The sequence below is a fragment of the Methylobacterium sp. E-005 genome, assembly GCF_022829725.1.
Taxonomy (GTDB): domain Bacteria; phylum Pseudomonadota; class Alphaproteobacteria; order Rhizobiales; family Beijerinckiaceae; genus Methylobacterium.
In genome coordinates this window covers 64067-87994 of sequence record NZ_JAKSYG010000226.1, presented here as the reverse complement: position 1 = coordinate 87994, position 23928 = coordinate 64067, and the positions used below count along the sequence as shown (strand labels likewise).

Annotated in this window: 19 protein-coding genes; 8 read left to right on the top strand and 11 right to left on the bottom strand. The window is 69.1% G+C overall.

Annotated elements, in window-relative coordinates; translation table 11 throughout:
* Positions 1-326: 326 nt before the first annotated feature.
* The 3 genes from MKK88_RS27335 (at position 327) to MKK88_RS27325 (ending at position 4657) form a co-directional block, all read left to right on the top strand.
* Complete coding sequence (locus tag MKK88_RS27335; RefSeq protein ID WP_244005552.1) at positions 327-1787, top strand: sensor histidine kinase; 1461 nt, start codon at positions 327-329, stop codon at positions 1785-1787.
* A complete protein-coding gene (locus MKK88_RS27330; protein WP_244005438.1) occupies positions 1772-3187 on the top strand; it encodes a sigma-54-dependent transcriptional regulator in 1416 nt (471 codons plus the stop codon). Before MKK88_RS27335 ends, MKK88_RS27330 begins: the two co-directional genes overlap by 16 nt.
* A gap of 144 nt (positions 3188-3331) precedes the next feature.
* Positions 3332-4657, top strand: a complete 1326-nt coding sequence (locus MKK88_RS27325) for an MFS transporter (RefSeq protein ID WP_244005436.1) — start codon at positions 3332-3334, stop codon at positions 4655-4657.
* 287 nt (positions 4658-4944) lie between these two features.
* Here the strand turns inward: MKK88_RS27325 and MKK88_RS27320 are convergent, their stop codons facing one another.
* The gene (locus tag MKK88_RS27320) at positions 4945-5151 is read right to left on the bottom strand and encodes a hypothetical protein (RefSeq protein WP_244005435.1); all 207 of its coding nucleotides are present in this window, start codon (positions 5149-5151) and stop codon (positions 4945-4947) included.
* A gap of 170 nt (positions 5152-5321) precedes the next feature.
* On the opposite strand from MKK88_RS27320, the gene MKK88_RS27315 reads away from it, so the two are divergent.
* The 3 genes from MKK88_RS27315 (at position 5322) to eda (ending at position 9089) form a co-directional block, all read left to right on the top strand.
* The gene (locus tag MKK88_RS27315; RefSeq protein ID WP_244005433.1) at positions 5322-6443 is read left to right on the top strand and encodes an asparaginase; all 1122 of its coding nucleotides are present in this window, start codon (positions 5322-5324) and stop codon (positions 6441-6443) included.
* 167 nt (positions 6444-6610) lie between these two features.
* Positions 6611-8437 carry a phosphogluconate dehydratase gene (gene edd / locus MKK88_RS27310; RefSeq protein ID WP_244005431.1) on the top strand — a complete coding sequence of 609 codons (1827 nt, stop codon included), beginning with the start codon at positions 6611-6613 and terminating at the stop codon, positions 8435-8437.
* 22 nt (positions 8438-8459) lie between these two features.
* Positions 8460-9089: a bifunctional 4-hydroxy-2-oxoglutarate aldolase/2-dehydro-3-deoxy-phosphogluconate aldolase gene (gene eda, locus MKK88_RS27305; RefSeq protein WP_244005429.1), complete on the top strand. Its 630-nt coding sequence runs from the start codon at positions 8460-8462 to the stop codon at positions 9087-9089.
* A gap of 210 nt (positions 9090-9299) precedes the next feature.
* On the opposite strand, the gene MKK88_RS27300 is transcribed toward eda, so the two are convergent.
* Both MKK88_RS27300 and MKK88_RS27295 read right to left on the bottom strand, forming a co-directional pair.
* Positions 9300-11414: an ABC transporter ATP-binding protein/permease gene (locus MKK88_RS27300; protein WP_244005427.1), complete on the bottom strand. Its 2115-nt coding sequence runs from the start codon at positions 11412-11414 to the stop codon at positions 9300-9302.
* Between the two features lie 148 nt (positions 11415-11562).
* Positions 11563-11880, bottom strand: coding sequence for a hypothetical protein (locus MKK88_RS27295; RefSeq protein WP_244005425.1), 318 nt, complete (start codon positions 11878-11880; stop codon positions 11563-11565).
* A 287-nt stretch (positions 11881-12167) separates the two neighbouring features.
* Between MKK88_RS27295 and MKK88_RS27290 the strand changes: the two genes are divergently transcribed.
* Complete coding sequence (locus MKK88_RS27290) at positions 12168-12800, top strand: 2OG-Fe(II) oxygenase (RefSeq protein ID WP_244005422.1); 633 nt, start codon at positions 12168-12170, stop codon at positions 12798-12800.
* A 19-nt stretch (positions 12801-12819) separates the two neighbouring features.
* A complete protein-coding gene (locus MKK88_RS27285) occupies positions 12820-13431 on the top strand; it encodes a peptidase inhibitor family I36 protein (RefSeq protein ID WP_244005421.1) in 612 nt (203 codons plus the stop codon).
* Positions 13432-13449: 18 nt separating this feature from the next.
* Here MKK88_RS27285 and lpxB read toward each other — a convergent pair whose 3' ends face one another.
* The 8 genes from lpxB to MKK88_RS27245 form a co-directional block, all read right to left on the bottom strand.
* On the bottom strand, positions 13450-14607 hold the full coding sequence (lpxB, locus tag MKK88_RS27280) for a lipid-A-disaccharide synthase (RefSeq protein WP_244005419.1): 1158 nt from the start codon (positions 14605-14607) through the stop codon (positions 13450-13452).
* A complete protein-coding gene (locus tag MKK88_RS27275) occupies positions 14604-15470 on the bottom strand; it encodes an LpxI family protein (RefSeq protein ID WP_244005417.1) in 867 nt (288 codons plus the stop codon). The genes lpxB and MKK88_RS27275 overlap by 4 nt, the downstream gene beginning before the upstream one ends.
* Before the next feature lie 11 nt (positions 15471-15481).
* Positions 15482-16300, bottom strand: a complete 819-nt coding sequence (gene lpxA / locus MKK88_RS27270) for an acyl-ACP--UDP-N-acetylglucosamine O-acyltransferase (protein WP_244005415.1) — start codon at positions 16298-16300, stop codon at positions 15482-15484.
* A complete protein-coding gene (gene fabZ / locus MKK88_RS27265; RefSeq protein WP_244005413.1) occupies positions 16297-16773 on the bottom strand; it encodes a 3-hydroxyacyl-ACP dehydratase FabZ in 477 nt (158 codons plus the stop codon). Before fabZ ends, lpxA begins: the two co-directional genes overlap by 4 nt.
* 160 nt (positions 16774-16933) lie before the next feature.
* Positions 16934-17992 carry a UDP-3-O-(3-hydroxymyristoyl)glucosamine N-acyltransferase gene (gene lpxD / locus MKK88_RS27260; RefSeq protein WP_244005411.1) on the bottom strand — a complete coding sequence of 353 codons (1059 nt, stop codon included), beginning with the start codon at positions 17990-17992 and terminating at the stop codon, positions 16934-16936.
* A gap of 52 nt (positions 17993-18044) precedes the next feature.
* A complete protein-coding gene (bamA, locus tag MKK88_RS27255) occupies positions 18045-20615 on the bottom strand; it encodes an outer membrane protein assembly factor BamA (protein WP_244005410.1) in 2571 nt (856 codons plus the stop codon).
* Positions 20616-21050: 435 nt separating this feature from the next.
* The gene (rseP, locus tag MKK88_RS27250; RefSeq protein WP_244005408.1) at positions 21051-22205 is read right to left on the bottom strand and encodes an RIP metalloprotease RseP; all 1155 of its coding nucleotides are present in this window, start codon (positions 22203-22205) and stop codon (positions 21051-21053) included.
* A 136-nt stretch (positions 22206-22341) separates the two neighbouring features.
* Positions 22342-23928 carry a DHA2 family efflux MFS transporter permease subunit gene (locus MKK88_RS27245; RefSeq protein WP_244005406.1) on the bottom strand — a complete coding sequence of 529 codons (1587 nt, stop codon included), beginning with the start codon at positions 23926-23928 and terminating at the stop codon, positions 22342-22344.

Genomic DNA, 23928 nt, shown 5'->3' with positions numbered 1-23928 from the left:
TCAACCTCAGATGGTATCCGTAGCCGCGGCCGGGGAAATTCGGTCCACGCGCCCCCCTCCCCGTTTGGTCTTCCGAATCCACCCCTCCTCGGGATGCACTTCAGCCATGGCCCGAGGCCGAAGGCGTGCAGGGAGGCGCACGCGTATCGCGAGGACCAGACTATCAAACGGCCTTCGCCCACACCCAACGGGTGCGCGGCCCCCTGTCTGAGCAAGTAAGGACGGACGGCTGAGTGGTCAGGCTGCCCGCCAGGGCTTACGGATCGGTCGCGGACGGGCCGGACGCCCACCGGAGGAGCCTGCGCCGTGTTCGACCGAGCGCCGCCGTGACGGCCTACAGCTTGCGCGCCCGGCTCCTCGCCCTGTGGATCCTGCTGCTCGCCTCGGCGATCGCGACCGCCTACCTGATGTTCGGGGTCTACGCCCAATCGACCGGCGTCCAGGTGACCCGCGCGGACATCACGGCGGGGCGGGCCTGCCGCGAGATCATCGACCGGTACACCGCTCGGGTCGGTCTGCGCGGGGCCGTCGCCGAGGCCGATCTCGCGGGCGTCGTCGAGGCCGCGCTCGCCGGCACCCCGGGCATCGAGGGCGGGATCTGGAGCGCCCAGGACGGGTCGATCGCCTACGCGTATCCGACCTATGAGGGGACCGGGCCGAAAACCGATCTCCCGGCCGCGGAGCGCGACACGATCGCCGCCGTGAACGCGCAGGCGCTCCGCGTCGGACACGCCGTTTCGGTGAACCGGCCGAGCCGCACACAGGTGCTCCTGCTCCAGGCCTGTCCCCTGCGGGGCCCGGAACCCGGCCTGACCGCGTGGACCATGGGGCGCGCCCACGTCAACGACGGCCCGACCTACACACGCTTCCTGGCTGGGCTCGGCTTCCTGGCCGCCACGGTTCTGGGCTCGGCGGCGTTTCTCGGCTGGTTCCTCTACGGATTCTCCGACCGGATCGCCCGCCTCGAGGCCGCGCTCGCGGCACCCCGATCGGACGGCGAAGATCTGCCGCGCCTCGACCACACCGGCGAGCGGGAATTCGATCGGCTGGTCGATGCGCTCAACGCGGCGGGCGGGCGGCTGCGGGAGGCGAGGGGCCGGGTCGTGACGGCCGAACGTTTGGCCGCAGTCGGCCGGCTCGCGGCGAGCATCGCCCACGAGATCCGCAACCCGATCGCCGCGATGCGGCTGAAGGCCGAGAACGCCCTGGTCAGCGGCGATCCGGACCGGGCGACCGCGGCCCTGCGCACCGTCCTCGGCCAGATCGCGCGGGTCGACACGTTGCTGCGCGACCTGCTCAACCTGACGCAGGCGCGCCCGCTCAGCCGGACCCCGAATGCCGTGGCGCCGCTGCTCGCGGAGTGCGTCGGCCTGCACGAGGATCTCGCGAGCGCCCGCGCCGTGCAGGTTTCGATTGCGGCGGACGGGCTGCCCGAGCACGACCATCCGCATATCGACCGGGCGCAAGTCGCCCGCGCCCTGGACAACCTGCTTCTGAACGCCCTCCAGAACACGCCGCCCGGAGGCCGGGTCTGCCTTGGTGGCGAGCGGGTCACGGTCGATGGCGCCGTCCGCCTGCGGCTGCGGGTCAGCGACACGGGCCCCGGCATCGATCTGGCGATCCGGGGCAGTCTTTTCGAACCCTTTGCCACCGGCCGCCCAGACGGCACCGGCCTGGGGCTCGCGATCGTGCGCGAGATCGCACTGGCCCATCGCGGTGAGGTCAGGTTGGACGAGAACGCGCCCGTGACAACCTTCCTGCTGGACCTGCCATGGCAACCATCCTGATCGTCGACGACGACCCGGCCCTGCGCGAGGGGCTCGCCGAGACCGTGGCTGACCTCGGGCACATGCCGCTGCCGGTGGGCTCCGGCTCCGAGGCGCTGGCGCGGCTGCAGGACAGACCGCAAGACAGTCCGATCGCGGCGGTGCTGCTCGATCTGCGCATGCCCGGCGATCTCGACGGCATGGCGACGCTGGAACGGATCTGCGCCCTGCCCGACCGCCCGCCCGTGACCGTGCTGACGGCCTTCGCGAGTCCGGCCAACACCATCGAGGCGATGCGCCTCGGGGCGCACGACCATCTCACCAAGCCGATCGGCCGCGCGGATCTCGCGGCCGCCCTCGACGCGATGCTGAAGACCATGCGGTCGGTGGGCGGGGTTGAGACGGCAGCCTCCGGCCATCCGGTTCTCGTCGGCTCCAGCGGGAGCATGCGCCGGGTTCAGAAGACCATCGGCCTCGTGGCCGATACCGACTCCACGGTGCTGATCCAGGGCGAGACCGGCACCGGTAAGGAAGAGGTGGCCCGTGCGCTCCACGCCTTCTCCCGGCGGCGGGCGCGCCCCTTCGTCCCCGTGAACTGTGCGGCGATCCCGGGGGACCAGCTGGAGAGTGAGCTGTTCGGGCATGTCCGGGGGGCCTTCGGCGGGGCAGCGGCGGACCGGGCTGGCGCCTTCCACCGGGCCGAGGGCGGCACGCTGTTCCTCGACGAGATCGGCGACATGCCGGCCACCATGCAGGCCAAGATCCTGCGCGTCATCCAGGATTGCGTGGTCACACCGTCCGGCGGCAGCCCGGCCCGGGTCGATGTCCGCCTCGTGGCGGCGACCCACCGCGACCTCCCGGCGCTCGTCGCTGCTGGCCGGTTCCGCGTCGATCTCTACTATCGCCTCAACGTCGTGCCGATCGCCCTGCCGCCGCTGCGCGAGCGCCTTGCCGATATCGTCCCGCTGGCCGAACATTTCCTGGCCCGGTCGGGCAAGCGCCTCGACCGGGGCGCGGCCGCGCGCCTGCTGACGCATGACTGGCCCGGCAATGTCCGCGAATTGCGCAACGCCGTGGAGCGCAGCGCCGTGCTGGTCCGCGGCGGCGCGATCACGGCCGAGGATCTCGACCTGCCCTCGGACAAGCCGGACCGGCGGACCGCGGACGCTTCGCCGACGGATTGGCTGTCCGGGGATCTGCCAAGCGCTGTCGCCCGCCTGGAGCGGACCATGATCACCGCTGCCTTGCGCGAGAGCGAGGGCAACAGGGCCCGGGCCGCCCGCCGCCTCGGGATCCAGCGGCAGCTTCTCTACGCCAAGATGGAGCGCTACGGCCTCGGCACGCCGGGCGCCGAGCTGTCCGCAGACGCGACAGCCGATGTCGGGAATCCTGACGCATCGGACGCGCCCGAGGCCGACTAAGCCTCTGATGCCCCGGGAATCGTCCTCGACGGAGTGGCCGACGCCATCGTGACGGAACCGAACCTCTGCAGGGGCGTCGAGCACCGCGAGCGAGGGACCGCCCGGCTCGGGGCGAAGCCGTCCGTCGGACTGGGGTCAAGCAGGATGAGCAGCATCGTGACGGGGACGACGGGCGGCGGCGCGGCGATCCGGACCCCCTCGACCAAGGCCCTGCGCGGCCTCGATGCCCTCAACTTCTTCCTGGCCGACGTGCGCGACGGGCTCGGCCCCTACCTCGCCATCTACCTCATCGCCGTGCGCGGCCCGGACCAGGGCTGGAACGAGGCCACCACGGGCCTCGTCATGACCATCGCGGGCATCCTCGGTCTGATCGCGCAGACCCCCGCGGGCGCCTTCATCGACGCCACCAACCACAAGCGCGCCGTGGTGATCGGTGGCGCCATCGCGGTGACGGCGAGCTGCCTCGTTCTGCCGTTCATCTCCAATTTCTACCTCGTGACCGCGACCCAATCGATCGCGCACGTCGCCGGTACGATCTTCCCGCCGGCGCTCGCCGCCATAACCCTCGGCCTCGTCGGCCCGAAGATGTTCGCCAAGCGGATCGGTCGCAACGAGGGCTTCAACCACGCCGGCAACGCGGTCTCGGCCGCAGTGGCCGGGGGGCTCGCCTATTTCTTCGGACCGATCGTGGTGTTCTGGCTGATGGGCATCCTGGCGGCCTGCTCCATCGGCGCCATGCTGATGGTGCCGGCTGACGCGATTGACGACGACCTCGCCCGGGGCATGACCGAGGAGGAGGAAGCGCAGCAGGAGCAGCCCTCCGGCCTCGCCACCCTGTTGCAGAACAAGGCCCTGCTTCTCTTCGCGGTGCTCTGCGCGATCTTCCACCTCGCCAACGCCGCGATGCTGACCTCGGTCGGCCAGCTTCTCACCCACCTGTCGGGCAAGGATCACGCGACGTCGCTGATCGCCGTCTGCATCGTGGCGGCGCAATGCGTGATGGTGCCGGTGGCGATCTTCGTGGGCGCCAAGGCCGACGTGATCGGCCGCAAGCCGATCTTCCTGGCGGCCTTCGGAGTGCTGGCGCTGCGCGGGGTGCTCTACACCCTGTCGGACAACCCGTTCTGGCTGGTGGGCGTCCAGCTCCTCGACGGGATCGGCGCGGGCATCTACGGCGCGTTGTTCCCGATCGTCGTGTCCGATCTGACTCGCGGTGGCGGACGCTTCAACGCGGCCCAGGGCGCGGTCGCCACCGCCCAGGGCGTCGGCGCATCACTCAGCGCGAAGCTTGCAGGCGTGATCATCGTGTCGGCGGGGTATTCCACAGCCTTCCTGGCGCTTGCCGCCATCGCGGCCCTGGGATTCGCGCTGTATCTCACGCTGATGCCCGAGACCCGCGGCGACGCCGCCGCGGGCAGCGAGCCCGAGAGCGGCGGCACGCTCCCGCCAGCCGTTCCAGCAAGGGCGTGAACAGGCAGCCTTTCGATCATCTGTCCAGGCGATGCGCAGGGCACGTCTTTTCAGGTGTTAGACAGGTTATCCGTTGAACTCACCGCTCTGCACCGTTTCGTTTTCCAGGGCGTATGCGGCGGTAGCCGAATGCAAGCCGGGATCCAGCACGCGACAACGCGGAACATCCATAGGGTGCCGCCGACGCGACCCTTCGTGCGCTGGGTTCCGATGAGGTTCCGTTCCGCTCCACCTGTTGGGAGGGGCGCTCGTCATGAGAGCAGAGAGCGGTGGACCCGCCCCTTGTTTCAGGAGGCGGCAGCGAGCTCGGGTGTCATCGCCGGCGTTGCCTCCGGCGGCGCCTTGCGTGACACGTAATAGATGTCGACGGCGCGCCAGAAGGCGCCTTGTTCCTCGGTTGAACGGCGGGAGAGCGAACCTTCGAGGATCGCCATGGCGGCCTGGGCGGGCTCGCTCCGCTCCAGTTCCTCGAGCAGACCGGCGAGATGCAGCATGGGGCTTACCTCCGAACGGACAGCAACCCGGTTTAACGCCCGGGCTTGCGTAACGATCCAAGCCCACGTGAACCGTACGGCCTGCACGATCCTTGCCTGACACATCCGCGCGGCTACCATCGTGGCGGCGAGTCCGACTCGCCATCGTTTCAGAGCTAGAGGATCACCGCATGTTTTCCTGCCGAAGCGGCGCGGCCCATTCCCTGCGCGGAGCGGCCTTCGCGCTGGCCCTGGCCAGCCTCTGGGGGGCGAGCCCGCTATCCGCGCGCGAGATGCCCGAATCCGGGACGGCAGCGGCGACCCGGAAGCCGAACGTGGTGATCCTCGCCACCGGCGGCACCATCGCGGGCGCGGGCGCAGATGCCGCCAACAGCGCGACCTACACCGCCGCCAAGGTGCCGGTGGACAAGCTCATCGCGGCCGTGCCGCAGATCAGCGCCGTCGCCAATGTCCGCGGCGAGCAGGTCTTCCAGATTGCCTCCGAGAGCTTCACGGATGCCCAGCTCGTCCAATTGGCCAAGCGCGTCTCTCAGCTCCTGAAGCAGGACGATGTTGACGGCGTGGTCGTCACCCACGGCACCGACACCCTGGAGGAGACCGCCTTTTTCCTCGATCTCGTGGTCAAGAGCGACAAGCCGATCGTGGTGGTCGGCTCGATGCGGCCGGGCACGGCGATCTCGGCCGACGGCGCTCTCAATCTCCTCGACGCCGTGACGGTGGCGGGCAGCAAGGAGGCGATCGGCAAGGGCGTCACCGTGACGATGAACGACTACATCCAGTGCGGCCGCGACGTGAACAAGCGGACCAACATCGTGCCCAGCGCCTTCTACAGCCAGTGGGGGCCACTCGGTATGGTGGTCGAGGGCAAGACCTACTTCTTCCGCTCGCTCACGAAGCGGCACAACATGAGCTCGGAGTTCGACATCGATCAGATCGACAGCCTGCCGCTGGTCGGTATCGTTTACGGCTCGGGCAACATGATCCCGGGCGTCTACGACGCGGAGGTCCAGGCGGGCGCGAAGGCGATCGTCAACGCCGGCACCGGCAACGGCTCGGTGGCGGGCTACCTCGTCGACAAGCTCAAGGACATCCGCTCCAAGGGCACGATCGTGATCCGCTCCTCGCGGGTGCCGGACGGCTTCGTCCTGCGCAACGCCGAGCAGCCGGACGACACGTACGACTGGGTTGTGGCGCATGACCTGAACCCCGCCAAGGCCAAGATCCTGGCGGCCGTGGCGTTGACGAAGACCAACGACACGAAGGAACTCCAGCGGATCTTCTGGGAGTATTGAGACGGTTCGAAGCGTCCCCCCTCCCCCTCTGCGGGGAGGGGGTGCGCGCCGGTCGGGTTACATCCCGCAGCGCACCGCTTAGATACCGGCGAACGACGGGCTGCGGAGCCGGAGCCGAATCGCGGCGCCGATCCCGCGGCTTTCGCCAAAGGCCTGGAGGAACCAGCATGACCGAGCTTCATCCCGAGGTCGCGGCGGTCACCGAGCGCGTGGTTGCGCGCTCCCGCGAGACCCGGCGCGCCTATCTCGACCTGATCGCCCGTGAGCGGGATGCGGGGGTCCGGCGCGGAAAGCTCGCCTGCGGCAACCTCGCCCACGGCTTCGCGGCGGCCGGCGAGGACAAGGCGGCGATCCGCGACGAGCGGACCACGATGAATATCGGCATCGTCACCGCCTACAACGACATGCTCTCGGCGCATCAGCCCTACGGGCGCTATCCCGAGCAGATCAAGCTGTTCGCCCGGGAGCGCGGCGCCACCGCCCAGGTGGCGGGCGGGACGCCGGCCATGTGCGATGGCGTCACGCAGGGCCAGAGCGGCATGGAGCTGTCGCTGTTCTCCCGGGACACGATCGCCCTCTCGACCGCGGTGGGCTTAAGCCACGGCATGTTCGACGGCGCGGCTTTGCTCGGCATCTGCGACAAGATCGTGCCCGGCCTGCTGATCGGGGCGCTCCGTTTCGGCCATCTGCCGACGATCCTGATCCCGGCCGGGCCGATGCCGTCGGGCCTCGCCAACAAGGAGAAGCAGCGGATCCGCCAGCTCTACGCCGAGGGCAAGGTCGGCCGGGCGGAACTGCTGGAATCCGAATCCGCCTCCTACCACTCGGCCGGCACCTGCACGTTCTACGGCACCGCCAACTCGAACCAGATGATGATGGACATGATGGGCCTGCACATGCCGGGCGCGTCCTTCATCAATCCCGGCACCAAGCTGCGGCAGGCCGTGACCCGGGCGGCGATCCACCGGCTCACCGAGATCGGCGGCGCCGGCAACGATTACCGGCCGCTCGGCCTCTGCGTCGATGAGAAGGCGATCGTGAACGCGGCGGTCGGTCTGCTCGCCACCGGCGGCTCGACCAACCACGCGATCCACCTGCCGGCCATCGCGCGTGCCGCCGGCATCGTGATCGACTGGGAGGATATCGACCGCCTCTCCAGCGCCGTGCCGCTGATCGCGCGCGTCTACCCGAACGGGGCGGGCGACGTGAACCATTTCCACGCCGCGGGCGGGATGAGCTTCGTGATGCGCGCGCTGCTCGATGCCGGGCTGCTGCATGACGACATCCTGACGGTGACCGGCCAATCCCTGCGCGACCATGCCCGCGACCCGAAGCTCGACGGCGACGACCTCGTTTTCGAGGACGCCGTGCCGGAAAGCCTGGATGACGCCATGCTGCGCCGGCCGGACAAGCCGTTCCAGCCGGATGGCGGCATGCGGCTGGTGAGGGGCAATCTCGGCCGGGCGACGTTCAAGACCAGCGCCGTCGAGGAGCAGCGCCGGACCATCGAGGCCCCGGCCCGGGTGTTCTCCGATCAGGACGAGGTGCTGAAGGCGTTCAAGGCCGGCGAGCTGGAACGGGATGTCGTGGTGGTGGTCCGGTTCCAGGGGCCGAAGGCGAACGGCATGCCGGAGCTGCACAAGCTGACGCCGCCACTCGGCGTGCTGCAGGACCGCGGCCACAAGGTCGCCCTGGTGACGGACGGGCGGATGTCGGGCGCTTCCGGAAAGGTCCCGGCCGCCATCCACCTGAGCCCCGAGGCCCTGGGCGGTGGGCCGATCGGGCGGATCCGCGACGGCGACATCGTCCGGCTCAGCGCCGCCGAGGGCCTGCTCGAGGTGCTGGTGGACGATGCGGAATTCGCGGCCCGTCCCGAGGCCGAGGCTCCGCCGCCCAGCCAGGGCACCGGACGCGAGTTGTTCGCGTTCATGCGCCATGGGGCCGACACGGCCGAGCGCGGTGCCTCCGCGATGCTCGCGGCCGCCGGCCTCTGAAACCCTACAGGAGTTGCCGACCATGAACGATCTGACCAGCATCGACGCGCTGATGCGCTCCGTGCCCGTCATTCCGGTCCTGGTGATCGACGACGTGGCCCAGGCTCGGCCCATCGCCGAGGCCCTGGTGAAGGGCGGGCTGACCGCCCTGGAGGTCACCCTGCGGACGCCGGCCGCCCTCGACGTCATCCGGGAGATGACCCGCGTCGAGGGCGCGGTGGTCGGGGCCGGGACGGTGCTGAACCCACGCGACCTCGAGAACGCGCTCGCGGCCGGCGCCGAGTTCATCGTCTCCCCCGGTCTCACGGAGCCGCTGACCGACGCCGCCAAGGCGAATGGCGTGCCCTACCTGCCGGGCGTCGCCACCGCGGCCGACATCATGCGCGGCCTGGATTACGGGCTCGACCGGTTCAAGTTCTTCCCGGCCGAGGCCGCCGGCGGCATCAAGGCGCTGAAGGCGCATGCGGCCGTGTTCGGCGCGGTGCGGTTCTGCCCGACCGGCGGGATCACCGAACTGAGCGCGCCGGATTGGCTGGCGATCCCGTCGGTGCTCTGCGTCGGCGGCAGCTGGGTGGTGAAGCCCGGTACGCCGGATCCCGCGGCGATCGAGCAGGCGGCGCGGGCGGCCGCGGGGCTGCGGACGAAGGCTTAAAGGCTGCGCATCACCGTCTTTGCGAGCGAAGCGAAGCAATCCAGGGCGGCGCCATGATCTCAGAGGTCGCGCTGCCCTGGGTCACTTCGCTTCGCTCGTGATGACGGAGTGGGCCTGTCGCCATCGGAGGGCCATCGTGGACTGTCCGGCTGAGCAGTCGGACAGGCACGTCCTGCCCGCAAGAGAAAGAGCAGCCGCGTAGCCGGCCTACTACTCCGCCGGCAGCGGCTGCCGCCGCTGCTCGCGTGGGGTGAACACCCCGCCCTCCGGCTCCAGCGTGATGCGCCGGTCGTGGAACGCGTCGAGCGTCGAGCGGTGGCCGATCGACACGATGGATGTCCCCGGCAGCCGCTCGCGCAGCATGCGGTAGAGCGCGGCCTCCGAAGGCTCGTCGAGGGAGGCGGTCGCTTCGTCGAGGAACAGCCATGCGGGCTTCGCCAGCAGCACGCGGGCGATGGCGAGCCGCTGCTGCTCGCCGCCCGACAGGCGCCGCTCCCAGGTATCGACCTCGTCGAGCCGATCGGCGAGGTGCGGGAGCTGGGCGGCGACCAGGGCGTCGCGGATCTCGGCATCCGTGAACTGGTCGGTGGTGTTCGGATAGACCACGGCGCCGCGCAGGGTGCCGAGCGGGATGTAGGGCCGCTGCGGCAGCAGCAGCGCCGATTGTCCGGCGGGCACATCGACCCGGCCCTTGCCGAACGGCCAGATCCCGGCGATCGCCCGGAACAGCGTCGACTTGCCCGAGCCGGACGGGCCGGTGACCAGGGTCGCGCCGCCCTGCGGCAGCGTCAGCGCATCGGCGGTCACGATCGGGCGCCCGTCCGGCAAAGCGAGCACCAGTCCGCGCGCCGTCACGTCGCCGGTGCTGTCGTTGCCCTGGACGAGCCCGTAGCCCGCCGACGCGAGGGCTTCGGCCTTGGTCATCGCCCGGCGGAAGGAGCCGAGACGGTTGGTGTTGGCCTTGTAGGCCGCCAGCGTCGTGTAGGAATCCACGAAGAACGACAGCGAGCTCTGTACCTGCCCGAAGGCCTGCGAGGTCTGCTGCAGGGCGCCCAGCGTAATCTTCTTGGCGAAGAACGAGGGCGCGGCCAGCACCATCGGGAAGATCACGCTCGCCTGCCGGTAGCTGAACGTGAAGGCAATCAGCTTAATGCGCCGGAAGATGATGCCGACGTAATTGTCGATCACGCTGTGGAACAGCGTCGAGAGCCGGGAGGCCTCGGCGCGCTCGCCGCGCAGCAGGGCGATCTGCTCGGAATAGATCCGGTTGCGGGCCAGCGCGAAGCGGAAATTCGCCTCGACCTGCTCCTGCCGGAAGTCGAGCCCGATGAGCGGCCGGCCGATCAGGTGGGTGAGCCACGTGCCCACCACCGCGTAGCCGATCACCAGCCAGACCAGGAAGCCCGGGATGACCGTGTCGGTGAACGGCACGACGAAGTCGCGTGACAGGGTCCAGAGGATGACCATGAAGGAGACGAGCTGTGCGGCCTGGCTCAGCAGCCGGATCGACAGGGTCGTGGTCTGCACGATGAAGCTGTTGACGTCGGCCTGAATCCGCTGATCCGGGTTGTCAGCCTCCTCGTCAGTGAACGGGATCCGGTAATGTGTGCCGTTGCCGAGCCAGCGCTCGTACAGGCTGTGGGTCAGCCACGTGCGCCAGCGGATCAGCAGCGAGGAATCCACGAACAGGTCGAACATGCCGATGGCGATGTTCAGCGTGGCCAGCGGCACGAACACCCAGAGCAGCTGATACCAGAAGGCGTTGGCGTCATACTCCTGCAGGGAGTTGTAGATGTCGCGGTAGAAGAAGTTGAACCGCAGGGTTAGCGCCACGTCGGCGAAATTCACGAAGATCGAGAGCGCCACGAGGTTGCGGCCGATCCGACCCTCGGTGGTGCCGAACCAGCGGAACAGGCCGATCTCCTTGGTCGGCTTGTCGCGGTTGGCGAAGTAGGGATCGGCGATGTTGGTGATCGCCTGGATCGGTTCGAGATAGGAGATGCCGAGCACGATGGCGGCGAATACCACCGCGCCGGTGGCGGCAAAGGCCGGGGGGAGGAGCGCGGCGATCACCGGCGGCAGCAATCCCATGGCGGCGGCCGTCTTCGTGCCGGCGAGCAGCAGGTAGCCGATGCCGTAAACCGAGACGAACACCTTCAGGTAGGCCGAAATGGTGTTCGACGCGACCAGGATACCGGCCAGCGCGAAGCCGGCGAGGGAGACGTAGAGCGGCGGGCTCGGAATGCCCGGCATGGCCAGCAGGATCAGCGCGGCGACGGCCGTGAGCACGGCCTGGATCCCGAGCCCGGTCCTGAGTGCAGCCACGCGTCTCTCCCGTCCCACCGCGCCCGGTGGGGGCGCAACCCAGCGGCCTTGGCCCCGGTCGATGGCGAGATAGTGGCCTTTGCCGCACGCTGTCGCGTGAAATTCTCGTCACGTTTGCGGGATGCGGCGATTTACACCGGCCGCGCGCCTACCAATTCCACTCCTCGAAACCCGGCTCGCGGCAATGGTAGCCGATCGGGCATTGTGGGTTGTCGCGGGTGGGCGCGAAGCGCAGCTCGGCGATCTCCGAGCCGCTGCACTGGCCGGGGCCGCTGACGAAGCGCTCCGGCGCCGATCCGGCCGCGATCACGACGTCGCGCTCGCCCTTCACCAGGGCCATCGCCTCGGCGCAGGTCATCCGGGCGGTCATCGAGCCGCGCGGCGCCCGGGTTTGCGCAAGCGCCTCCGCCCCGGTCGCGACCGCGATAAGGTGTATGCACAGCAGGGTGAGGGCCAGCGGCCTCATCAGACACGGGTCCAGCATGCGCCCAGGACGACAATCCGCGGGCATCATACTTATCCTGCACGGGCCGGCGGCCTGAGACTGTCACCGGAATGCGCCACCAGACGCCTTTCGCCGTCGGACTGCCGCAATCAGCGGATTATGAGATTCCAGTCCGCCGCGACGGGTTGCACCATGACGGCCGGAGCCCGTGCGGGCTGAGCCGGCCCAGCCCGTCACCCGGGCCACCGGCATGCGCGACCGGCGCCTGGTATGTCGGCCGATTCGCCCTGGACCCAAGGGATCCCTCGATGTCCGCCCTCTCGATCCTCGACATCTCGGCGATTCGCGCCGCACCTCTCTCCCGGGAGCCCTACGCCTATACGCTGGGCAACAATGTCCTGAATCCCGACGCGATCGACGAGATCCGCCGCGACTTCCCGGAGATCGCCAAGCCCGGCTATCTCACGGTCGACGAGGTTGCCCTCAAGGGGCGCTTCAAGGCGCTGATCGATGAGCTGGAAAGCGACGCGTTCTCGAAGATCCTGGGCGAAAAGTTCGGGATCGACCTCGTGTCCTGCCCACGGCTCACCACCATCATGCGGAAGAGCCAACCGAAATACGGCTCGATCCACACCGATGGACCGTCGAAGGTGTTGACCCTCCTCGTCTACATGAACGACGCCTGGGAGGCCCCGGCGGCCGGTCGGCTGCGCGTCCTCTATGACGGGAAGAACTACGAGCCCTTCGCGGTCGAGGTGCCGCCCACCATGGGGACCATGTTCGCGTTCCTGCGCGCCGACAATTCCTGGCACGGCCATGAGCCGTTCGAGGGCGAGCGGCGCGTCGTCCAGGTCGCGTGGCTCAAGGATGCATCCGAGCTGGAACGCAAGCGCAAGCGCAATCGCACGGCCCAGTTCCTGAAAGGGATTTTCGGGCGCTGAGCGGAGACGGAGGGGGACGATGGGGGCGGTGGTGCTGGCTGATCCGGGCGGCGGAACACGTTCCGAGCCCAGGCGCCGCTATGTCCTCCCCGCCCTGCTGATCGCCGGCTGGATCGGGCTGTTCGCCTACAGTGCTGCCTACCTGACGGAAGACCTGCCGTTCCGGCCCCAGCGACCCGAAGCGGTTTCGCCGCCTGAGTCGGCACCCGGGTCGCGGGCCCTGGCGAGCCGGGTCGTGATGCTCGATCCACCCAACACGGCCGCCCCACCGAACCGTCCCCGGGAGGTTCAGGCAGCGCAGCTGCCGGCGCCCCGGCCGGCGCCGGCGCCGGTGAGCGCCGAGTATATCGGCGTCTGGGGTCCGGCACCCGGGGCCTGCGGGCATCGCTCGCGGCGGCGGGGCTACATCCCGGCGACGATCACACAGGATCAGGCCCGCGCCGGCCGCACGGTGTGCACCTTCCACGATACGCGCCGGTCCGGGGGCACCTGGGTGACCTCGGCCGAGTGCAGCGACCGGGGACGGCATTGGTCGTCGCAGGTCCGGCTGACGGTGGACGACGATCACCTGACGTGGTCGAGCAATCGGGGAACCGTATCGTACACCCGCTGCGGCCGGCGTAGCGGCTAGCACTCGCGGCCCGACGGATCACGGCCTTTCCGCTGCCCGCAGGACGATCCGTGCGGCAGCCCGGCTCGGCGTATCCGCATCGGCAAGCCGCATGCGGTCATCGATCCGGGCCAGGGCCGCGCATTGCGCCGCACGCACGGCGCCCCCCGCCAGCAGCGGCGCCAAGGCCTCGGCGAGATGGCCTGGCGTGCATTCGGCCTGGACGAATTCCGGCATGGCATTCTCGGCGAGGATCAGGTTCGGCAGCACGATGGTCGGCACCTGGATGAGCCGACGGGCAATGACCTCCTCGGCCCGCGAGACCTTGTAGGCGACCACCATGGGAACGCCCGCCAGCGCCAGTTCCAGCGTGACCGTGCCCGAGGCCGCGAGCGCCGCCCGGGCATTCCGGAAGGCGGCATATTTCGGCGCCTCGCCGGTGACGATCCGGACCGGGACAGGCCAGGCCGCGGCAAGGCGCTCGATCAAGGCCCGGTGGCGCGTCACCGCCGGCAGCACAGCTTCGATCGGATGGGCACGCGCCACGCGCGCCAAGGCTTGCCCGAAGACCGGCATCAGGCGCTCGATCTCGGAGCGGCGCGAGCCGGGCAGGATGACGAGGCTGTAGGGCATCGTCTCCCGGCGCAGGCTTTCGGGATCGGCGGGGCGCAGTTCGGCCAAGCGCTCGATCAGCGGATGCCCGACATAGGTGCAGGGCGGCCCGCCGAGCCGCAGATGAGCCTCGGGCTCGAAGGGCAGCAGCGCCAGGACGTGGTCGATGAAGGCGCGCATGCCCTTCGCGCGCCATGGGCGCCAAGCCCAGACGCTCGGCGAGACGTAGTCGATGATCGGGATGCCGGGCGCCGCCTTGCGCACCCGCTTCGCCACCGCGTGGGTGAAGCCGGGGCTGTCGATGATGACCAGTACGTCGGGTCGGGCGCGCACCACGGCCTCGGCGGTCTCGCGAATCCGCCGCAGGAGCGTGCGGGCGCGGGCGAGCACGGGCAGGTAGCCCATCACCGCCACGTCATCGAGGGGGAACAGGGAGGCGAACCCCGCCTCCGCCATCGCCTCGCCGCCGACGCCACCGAAGGCCACGTCCGGCGCCGCCGCGCGCACGGCGCGCATCAGCTTGGCGCCGAGCTGATCGCCGGAATCCTCGCCGGCTACGAGCCAGATGGTGCGGGACCGGGTCATCGCGGCACGCTCCCGTAGCCGACGACGAACAGGCCCAGGCGGTCAGCCTCCGCGGCGGTCGCGGCGCGGTCGATCACCAGCGTTCCCCCGGCTTCGAGGGCGAGGCCGACGCAGCCGGCGCGGGCGGCGTTGCGCACCGTGCGCGGGCCGATCGCCGGCAGGTCGATGCGCCGATCCTGTCCGGCTTTGGGCGCCTTCACCAGGACGGTCGCGGGAAGCGCCCGTCCCCATCCGAAGGGCCGGCGCCCGAGGGCGCGGGCCCGGGCGAGCATCCGGTCGGTCCCCTCCGGTCCCTCGACGGCCAGGATCCGGTTCCCCGCGACCGTCACTGCCTGCCCCAGATCGTACGGCGACAGGGCATCCAGCACGCCGCGCCCAGTGGCGATCGAGGCGGCGGCTTCCGGATCCGGTCGCCGGCGTCCGAGCGGTCCCTCCGGGCAGAGCAGGTCCGGCGCAGCCTCATGGACGCCGAGGATCCGATGCCCCTCCTCCTCGACGAGCGCCAATGCGGCGCGCAGGAGGCGGTCATCGCCCCCGCCCGCGATGGCCCGGAGGGCGTCGCGGTTGCGGAGGGCGGCGCCGGCATTGAGGATCGCGGCCGGGCTCGGCCGGGAGACGCCGCCGGCCGGCACCACGATGGCCGGGCCCCACCGGCGCAACAGCTTCAGGGTGGCGGCCAGATCGAGGAGGTCGACCGTGGCGTCGGCGCTGGTGCGCAGCGCCTGCCCGGTGAAGCCGCGCAGGGCGATCACCCGGAACGGACGGTGCGCCCGACGCAGGGATTCAGCCACGAGCTCCGGGAGGCGCCCGGCCCCGGCGATCAGCACGAGGGCGCCCTCGGGCGCGGGATCGGCTTGCGCCATGCGGCTGCCGGTCAGGCGGCGCCGATCGGGGTCGGGACTTCGCGCGGCGTGCAGATCGAGCGCTTACCGCCGACGCGGATGAAATCGAGGATCTCGCGCACCGCATCGTGGGACTCGAACGTCGCCGCCACGTCCTCGACCCGCTCCATCAGCGTTCCTTCAGGGGCGAAGAGCAGGCGGTAGGCCCGCCGCAGGGCGTGGATATCCTCCCGGGCGAAGCCGCGACGCTGCAGGCCGATGATGTTCAGGCCAGAGAGAGCGGCGCGGTTGCCCAGCACCATGCCGTAGGGGATGCAGTCGTTCTCCAGCCCCGAAAGGCCGCCCACGAAGGCGTGCGCCCCGACACGGGCGAACTGGATGACGGCCGCGCCTCCCCCGAGGATCGCGTAATCGCCCACCGCGCAATGACCGGCCAGCATGACGTTGTTGGAGAAGATCACGTGCGAGCCCACGCGGCAATCGTGGCCGACATGCGAGTTCGCCAGGAAGGTGCAGTGATCGCCCACCACGGTCTCCAGCCCGCCGCCGCTGGTGCCGGGATTCATAGTGACGCCTTCGCGGATCAGGCAATCGGCGCCGATCGTGAGGGTCGAGGGCTCGCCGCGATACTTCAGGTCCTGCGGCGGGTGGCCAATCGACGCGAAGGGGAAGATCCGGGTGCGGGCGCCGATTGTCGTCCGGCCCGCAACGACGACGTGGCTGACGAGTTCGCAATCGTCTCCCAGGACGACCTCCGGACCGACATGGCAGAAGGGCCCCACCCGTGCCCCGTCGGCGATCCGGGCGCCGGCCTCGACCACGGCGCTCGCATGGATGAACGGCGCGCTCACTCCGTCACCAGCATGGCGCCGATCTCGGCCTCGGCGACCAGCGTGCCGTCCACCCGGGCCTCACCGCGGAACCACCACATGGTCCGGCGGTGATTGATCTTCTTCATATGGAAACGCACTTGGTCGCCCGGCGTGACCGGCTTGCGAAACTTGCATTTGTCGATGGTCATGAAGAACACCTGCTTGGTGCGCAGCTCGTCCGTCCGGATATGGCGGCAGCAGATCGCGCCGGCGGTCTGCGCCATGCCCTCGATCAGGAGCACACCCGGGAAGACCGGCAGTCCCGGGAAGTGCCCCATGAATTGCGGCTCATTGGCGGTGACGTTCTTGATGCCGATGCAGGATTCGTCGCGGTCGATCTCGACGATCCGGTCCACCATGAGGAACGGATAGCGATGTGGCAGCAGCTCCAGAAGAGTCTGGATATCGGCTGTGCCCAGCTCGCCGCTGGTCTCGCGCGCCGCCTCACTCATCGGATCCCGCACCTCGACTTGCCGCTCGCGGCGGCCTGACATCCCGCCGCGCGTGGCGAAGGGAGCGCCCTCTTCGGCAGAAATCGCCGGAAGCGCAAGACCTTCCGGAGGAGCGGATCAATCCGGATGCCGGCAAGCCGGACGCGCGAATCCGCTCGCCTCAGGCTTCGTCCTCCGCCGGGCCCTTGCCCGAGCGTTCCGCGAGGCGCGCCAGGGTCGTGAGCTCACGGAACCAGGCCCGCACCGGCTTGGCGGGCGTGCCACCCCATCGGCTGCCCGGCGGCACGTCGCGGTTGACATTGGAGGAGCCGGCGATCTGCGCGCCGCGGCCGATCCGCAGGTGCCCGACCACGCCGACCTGCCCGCCGAGAACGACGTAATCCTCCAGCGTGGTCGAGCCCGAGATGCCGACGCCCGACACGATCACGCAGTGGCGCCCGATCACGACGTTGTGGGCGATCTGCACCAGGTTGTCGATCTTGGTCCCCTCCCCGATCACCGTGTCGCGCGAGGCGCCCCGGTCGATCGTGGTGTTGGCGCCGATCTCCACGTCGTCCTGGACGATGACGCGGCCGATCTGCGGAACCTTGAGGTGGGTGGCCCCCATGGCGAAGCCGAAACCGTCCTGGCCGAGTTGCGCACCGGGGTGCAGGATCACGCGGTTTCCCAGGAGCGCGTGGCTCAGCGTGGTGCCGGCCCCGATCGCGCAGTCGCGCCCGATGCGAACACCGGGGCCGATAACCGCGTTGGGGCCGATCACCGTCCCGCTCCCGATCTCCGCGCCGGGGCCGACAACCGCACCCGGATCGATCGTCACGCCCTCTTCGAGCCGCGCGTCCGGATGGACATGGGCGCCAGGGGCGATACCGCGGGCGCCGAACTGTGATCCGGGACGCAGGGCCTCCGGATGGAGGCGTCCGAGCAGGGCTGCGTAGGCGCGATAGGGATCCCGGGTGACCAGGGCGACCGTACCGGGTGGGCAGCGGGCCGCGAAGCGGGGCGAGACCAGGCATGCCCCAGCCCGCGTCGCCGCGAAGGCATCGCCGTAGCGCGCGTTGTCCATATAGGCCAGGTGCTCGGGCCCGGCCCCCTCCAGGGGCGCCGCACCCACGAGCTTGGCGGCCGGATCGGCGCCGTCGGGCAGGCTGGCCCCGGCAGCGGCGGCGATCTCCCCGAGGGTCAGGCTGGCCGCGGGGGCGAAGAAGATAGGATCTGACATGCTCGACAACGCGCCGGCCGGAAGAAACCGACCGGCGCGCCGGGTATTTTGATCAGAACCGCGAGCCGCCGGAGAAGCGGAACGCCTGGGTCTGATCCTTGCCGATATGGCCGTACTTGCCGAGGATCGGCACGTAGACCGCGACACCCTCGTCCTTCGTCAGGGCGTAGGCGTAGTCGAACCGGATCGGGCCGAGCGGCGAGTTCCACAGGATGGAGGCACCGATCGAGGAGCGGATCGTGGCGCTGTCGCGGACGTTCACGCATTCCGGCTCGACGCCGATCTTGTAGGCGTTGAAGTTGCAGCGCCCGGTGGCCGGATCCGTGCCGTTGATGAAGCTGTCGCCGTTCACGTCGAAGGAGCGGCGGCTGTTATAGCCGAACAGCGTACCGGCATCGGCGAAGAGCGCGCCCTTCAGGCCGAGATCCCGCGGAACGAGGGGCAGCGGGAACTGCACCTCGAGCGTGCCGCCGATATAGGTCGAGCCGCCGATCGCGTTCGAGCGGGCGTCGGCGATGCCGACGTCGCGCGGGCCGATGCCGTTCGGCGCGAAGCCGCGGACCAGCGACGGACCGAGGAAGAACTCGTCGGTCACGCGAAGCGGCTTGCCGTCGATGGACTGAATGTGACCGCCCTGGAACCGGACGAAGCCGATCACGTCCTCGAACAGCTCCTTGTAGTAGCGCGCATCGGCGGTGACACGGAAGAACCGCGAGTCGCCGCCCAGGCCCGCCACGTCGGGCTTCAGCTCCGCGTAGAGGCCGTTATGGGGAGCGCCGACCACGTCCAGGGTCGAGTAGGCGAGCGTCAGGCCGGCCAGCGAGGTCAGCGTGTTGCCCTGCGAGCCCTTGATGGCGATGGAGGCCTCGCCGTCATAGGCGCAGTTCGGGTAGATCGCCTGACCGCCGATATTGCGGCCGGTATTCGGATCGATCGTTCCGGGGGCATAGGTCGCGGTGTAGCCCGGGATCGGGATCGAGCAGTCGTTGTACGGCCGCTTCAGGGTGTTCGGCACCTTCAGCTCGGTGTTGTACAGCGAGTAGCGCAGGGTGACGCCGAACTCCTCGGTGATCGGCAGGCCGAGGCGGAGCTGGCCGCCATAGACCGTGGTCTCGTAGCGGGAGTACCGGGTCAGGTCAGAATATTTGTAGAAGGCGTCGAAGCCGGCGGCGAGGCGGTAGCCGAGGAAGTACGGCTCGGTGAACGAGAAGTCGACGCCGCGCGAGTACTGGCCGCCCGTGCCGGCGAGGCGGACATACTGGCCGCGGCCGAGGAAGTTCGACTCGGAGACCGAGACCTCGCCGATGATGCCGTCCTGGGTGGAGTAGCCGCCCGCCACCGAGAACGAACCCGTGGGCTGATCCTCAACGTCGATGTTGATCACCACGCGATCGGGCGCCGAACCCGGCTCGTTGGAGAAGCGGACCTTCTTGAAGAAGCCCAGGCCGTTCAGGCGCCGCTCGGCGCGGTCGGTGAGCACGCGGTTGTAGGCGTCGCCCTCGGCGATATCGAGCTCGCGACGGATGACGTAGTCGCGGGTGCGGGTGTTGCCGCGGATGTTGATGCGCTCGACGTAGACGTGCGGGCCGTCCTCGACCACGAAGCCCAGGGAGACCTGATGGCTGCCCGGATCGCGCTGGCCGGTCGGGCGCACCTGGGCGAACGGATAGCCGGCGCGGTTCACCTCGCGGGTGACGTTGTTCAGCGTCTTCTCGACATCGTCGGCGTTGTAGACGTCACCCACGGTCGTTGCGACACCGTCGGTCAGTTCGGCGGTATTCAGGCCCGGCAGGCGGGAATCCACCTGCACCGCGCCGACCTTGTACTGCTCGCCCTCGTTCACCGTGACGGTGATGACGTAGCCGGACTTCTCGCCCTCGACGTAGCGGGCGTCGGCGCTCACCACCTGGAAGTCGGCGTAGCCGTTCTTCAGGTAGTAGCGGCGGACCTGATCGAGGTCGTTGGTGATGCGGTCGGGATCGTAAACGTCGGAGGTCTTGATGAACGACAGGAAGTTCATCTCCGAGGAGCTCATCAGCCCCTTCAGGGTCCGCTCCGAATAAGCGTTGTTGCCGACGAAATTGATCGAGATGATGCCGGTCTTATCACCCTCATCGATCTGGTAGATCACGTCGACGCGGCCGTTCGGCAGATCGACGGTGCGGTAGGTCACCTTGGCGGTGCCGCGGCCGAACCGCTTGTAGACGTCGCGGATGCGGGCGAGGTCGGCGTTGACGATCGCCTCGCTGTAGGGGCCGCGGGCCTTCGCTTCGACCACCCCTTCCAGGGTCGCCTTCTCGATCTTCTTGTTGCCCTCGAACACCACCCGGTTGATCAGGTTGTTCTCACGGACCGTGACCACCGTGCGCCCGCTCGACTGGGCGACCTTCACGTCCGAGAACATGCCGCTGGCGAGCAGGTTGCGCCGCGCCTCCTCCGCGGAGCCGGACGCCGTCCCGGTCACGTAGGACCGGATCGTGTCGGCATCGACGCGCTGGTTGCCCTGGACGACAATCTGCTGCGCCTGAGCGGCCCCGCTCAGGACGACGCTCAGACCCGCAGTGACTAGGACGATGGTTCTCCGCACCGACTTACGTCGGGGCTTCCCCGTCAACGACATCATGCAATCGCCCGTTTCTGTTCTGGTCGCGGGGGTTAGCCCGTCGCAGGCGACCGTTGACCGGTCGTCCCGTCACCTGGTCCAAGCGTGGCTTCGGTCCAAGCGTAGCTCTTAGCGGGATTCCCCTGCCAAGCAAACGCGCGGGCGGCCATCGTCAGGGGATTTTGGGGGGTCGTGGCCTTCGCGCCACTTAACGATCCGGCCACCGCGCGCGCAAACCGCCAAACGTCGTGAATAACGCGTAAACGCCTGCAACGGCGCGCGTTTTTCGACCCGAAGTCGGGAGATTTCACGCCGCATTAACCGGATTTTGACCCCTGGGCGGGGCGCCGATCGGGCGGCTTCGGGGCCGGATCGCGGCGGGATTCGGGCATCCTTTCCGGTGGAGATCGGACAGGATGGCCGAGCGGCGTGGGAACGGCCGGCAACTCCTCCGGATCAGGTGTTCCGCCAGGACGCGCCGAGGTTGAGGATGTCGTTCCAGGCGGCGAACAGCATCAGCATCAGGACCAGGGCCAGGCCGATCCGGAAGCCGATCTCCTGGGCGCGCTCGCTGAGCGGGCGGCCGCGGACGACCTCGAAGGCGTAGAACAGCAGATGGCCGCCATCGAGCAGCGGCACCGGGAACAGGTTCAGCAGGCCGATCGAGACCGAGAGGAGCGCGATCAGCCCGACCAGGCCGCCCACGCCGCCCGTCTTGGCGACCTCGCCGGACACGCGGGCGATACCGATCGGACCCGAAAGCTGGTCGGCCGACTCACGACCGGTCACCAGCTTGCCGAGATAGGAGAAGGTACGCTCGACGACGAAGTAGGTCTCCTTCACGCCGAGATTCAGGGAGTCCAGCGCATCGTAGCGGACGAGGCGCGCCTCGGAGCCTGCGGGGGAGCGGATCCCCAGCCGACCGATCCGGTGGCGGCCGAACGGGGTCTTCTCCTCGAAGGTAGCGGGCGTCGCCTGGATGGTGATCGGCTTGTCGTCGCGCTCCACCGTGAAGGTCAGAGGCGTGCCGGCGCTGCCCGTCACCGTGCGGTACATGGCGTTGAAGTCGCCGATCTTCTCGCCGTCGATGGCGGTGATGACGTCGCCCGGCTGGAAGCCCGCCTCGGCCGCGACGCTGTTCGGCTCCACCGAGGAGACGCGGGCGGGCAGCTCGTAGCGTCCGCCGAGCCAGATCGCCCCGGCGAACAGCACGATCGCCAGGATGAAGTTCGCCACCGGGCCAGCGGCGACGATGGCGGCGCGCTTGGCCACGGGCTGGGTCGGGAAGCTGATCGCCCGCTCCTGCGGGGTCATGCGGGCGACGGCCTCCGGGTCGGGCATGCTCGCCCCGTTCACATCGCCGTGGAACTTCACGTAGCCGCCGAGCGGAATGGCGCAGAGCTTCCAGCGGGTGCCGCGGCGGTCGTTGAAGCCCACCAGTTCCGGTCCGAAGCCGAGCGAGAAGGCATGCACGCCGACGCCGCACCAGCGCCCGACCAGGAAATGGCCCATCTCGTGCACGAACACCACGACGGTGAGCACGAACAGGAACGGGATCAGGGCACCGAAGAAACCACCGGCGGTGCCGCCCATCGCGTTGAGGAAGTCCATAAGCCGATCCCTGGCCGTCGCCGCACCGGCCCCCCGGACCAGCGCATCCCGACATCCTAGCAGATCGGTGGGGCGTACCGCCAACGCAATCCTATGCGGGATCGTGCATCGTCGCAGCCGATCCGGCGTTGGCCCGTCAGTGACCGCCTCCACCCCCGGCCACCGCGCGTGGCCGCCGGATCAGCGGCACCGCGCAGGCCATCGCTAGGAACAACACCGTCAACGCGAGGAACAGGTCCTCGAAGGCCATGACGAGGCCCTGGATCCGAACGGTGTTGGACATGGCCTTGAGCGCCATCCCGGGTGCCGCGCTGCCGAACGAATCGAAGCCGCGCTGGAGCGTATCCAGGCGCTCGAGGGCGGCGGTGTTCGTCCAGCTGAACCGCTCGTGGAGCCGGGCGAGGTGCAGGTCCCAGCGATCGTTCAGCACCGTGTTGATCAGCGCGAGACCGACCGCACCGCCGAGGTTGCGGGTCAGGTTGAACAGGCCCGAGGCATTCTTCATCCGGGCCGGTGGCAGGGTGCCCAGCGCGATGTTGTTGATCGGGATCATGCACAGCATCAGCGAGCAGCCGCGCAGAATCTGCGGCAGCAGCAACTCGTAGAAGTCCCAGTCCTTGGTAAGCCCGGTGACGATCCAAGTGCCGGAGGCGAAGCCCGCGAAGCCGATCCCCATCATGATCCGCGGATCGACCTTGCCGGACAGGCGGCCGGCGATCGGCGCGGTGATGAACATGAACAGGCCGGAGACGAACATCGTCTCGCCGATCATCAGCGCCGAGTAGCCGCGCACCCGCGCGAGGTAGACCGGGTAGATGTAGGTCAGCCCGTAGAGGCCGATGCCGAGCACGAAGCTCGCCACGCAACCGCTGGCGAAGTTGCGGTCCGAGAAGGCGCGCAGATCGACGATCGGCTGCCGGGCGGTCAAGACCCGCCAGAAGAACAGCAGCGCCGAGACCCCGCAGATCACAGCGGCGGCGAACACCGTCTCGTCCTGCAGCCAGTCGTGGTACGGACCCTCCTCCAGCACGTATTCGAGGCAGCCGAGGAAGCCCGCCATGAAGGCGAGTCCCGCCCAGTCGAAAGCCTCCAGCAGGCTGTAATTGGGCTTGTCGAAATCGACCAGGATCCAGGTCGAGACCGTCACGAAAATACCCGGCACGACGTTGATCAGGAACAGCCAGTGCCAGGACATCAGGTCGGTGAGATAGCCGCCGACCGTGGGGCCGATGGTCGGCGCGAGCGTGGCCACGAGGCCGATCATCGGCGACACGATAGTCCGCTTCGAGGGCGGGAAGATCGTGAAGGCCGCGGCGAACACGGTCGGGATCATACCGCCGCCGATGAAGCCCTGCGCGGCCCGCCAGACGATCATCTCGCCGATCGACGAGGAGGTCGCGCACATCAGGCTCATCAGGGTGAAGCCGCCCGCCGAGATCGCGAACATCCAGCGGGTCGAGAGTACCCGCGACAGGGTGCCGGAGAGCGGGATCGAGATCACCTCGGCGATGAGGTAGCTGGTCTGGACCCAGGGGATCTCGTCGCCGGAGGCCGAGAGGCCGGCCTGGATCTCGTTCAGGGAGGCCGAGACGATCTGGATGTCCAGGATCGCCATGAACATCCCGAATACCATGCAGACGAACGCCACCATGCGGCGGCGGTCGAGGGGCGGCTCGGCGGCGCGGGCCGGCGCGCCCGGCGCGAGGGCGGCGGTGGCGGCCAT